The sequence below is a fragment of the Nocardia niwae NBRC 108934 = DSM 45340 genome (assembly GCF_001613465.1).
Classification (GTDB): Bacteria; Actinomycetota; Actinomycetes; order Mycobacteriales; family Mycobacteriaceae; genus Nocardia; species Nocardia niwae.
Genome location: NZ_BDCK01000093.1, coordinates 1 through 1,074, shown reverse-complemented (window position 1 = coordinate 1,074; position 1,074 = coordinate 1). Strand labels below are relative to the sequence as shown.

The window sequence follows — 1,074 nt, the reverse complement described above, 5'->3', positions numbered from 1 at the left end:
CTAGGGCCTGTGTCGAAGTGTTTGTCGGGGTGGCACCGCGCAGCGGTGCCACCCCGTTCACCGTTTCCGTGGAAGTTGTTGTCGGCGTTGGCGTGTCAGCGTGCACATTGAGGGAGGTCTCCGGTATTCGGGTCAGCGACCAAGCATGACCTTTGAACACGGAGACCTCGTTGACCAGCGTAGCGGTGGCGGGGCGAGCGGACCTGACCGATGCCCAATGGGCGCGGTTGGAGCCGTTGCTGCCCCGCAACAAGAAGGCGGGCCGCCCGCCGCAATGGACGAAACGGCAGCTCATCGACGGGATCCGGTGGCGGACCCGGGTGGGGTGCCCGTGGCGGGACGTACCACCGCAGTACGGGTCCTGGTCGGCGGTGTACGGGTTGTTCCGCCGCTGGCAGCGCGGTGGTGTGTGGCTGGTGATCGTGAAACTGCTGCAGGTGTTCGCTGATGCCGCCGGGCGGATCGGATGGCAGGTGAGTGTGGACTCGACGGTCGTGCGAGCACATCAACACGCTGGCGGCGCCCGTCGCGACAGCGACCGTCAGGCCGAACCGCCCGGTGGCTGTGGTGTGCCCGAGCCAGCTGATCATGGCCTGGGCCGATCGCGGGGTGGCTGGACCACCAAGCTGCATCTGGCGTGCGAGCAGGGCTGCCGAGCGTTGGCGATGCTGATCACCGCGGGTCAAGCTGGCGACAGTCCGCAGTTCACGGCCATTCTGGATGCGATCGAGGTCGCCAAGCCCGCGGGCGGGCGGGCGCGATCACGGCCGCAGCGAGTACTGGCCGACAAGGCGTATTCCAGTCGCGCCAACCGCGACTGGCTGCGTCGGCGCGGGATCAAAACCACGATCCCGGTCCCGGCCGACCAGGCCGCGCACCGCCGCAACCGCGGCAGCGCTGGTGGCCGCCCGCCAGCGTTCGACCCGGTCTGCTACCGGGACCGCAACACCGTCGAACGCGGCATCAACCAGCTCAAACAACACCGCGCTGTCGCCACCCGCTTCGACAAACTCGCCGTTCGCTACCTGGCCACCATCCACATCGCCGCCATAAACCAATGGCTACGACACCAGT

The 1,074-nt window shown here is 67.7% G+C and carries 1 protein-coding gene; it reads left to right on the top strand.

The features are described 5' to 3' along the window. Nucleotides 1-170: 170 nt before the first annotated feature. On the top strand, nt 171-1,074 hold a 904-nt coding region (locus tag NNI01S_RS32965; RefSeq protein ID WP_063025457.1), incomplete at its 3' end, for an IS5 family transposase.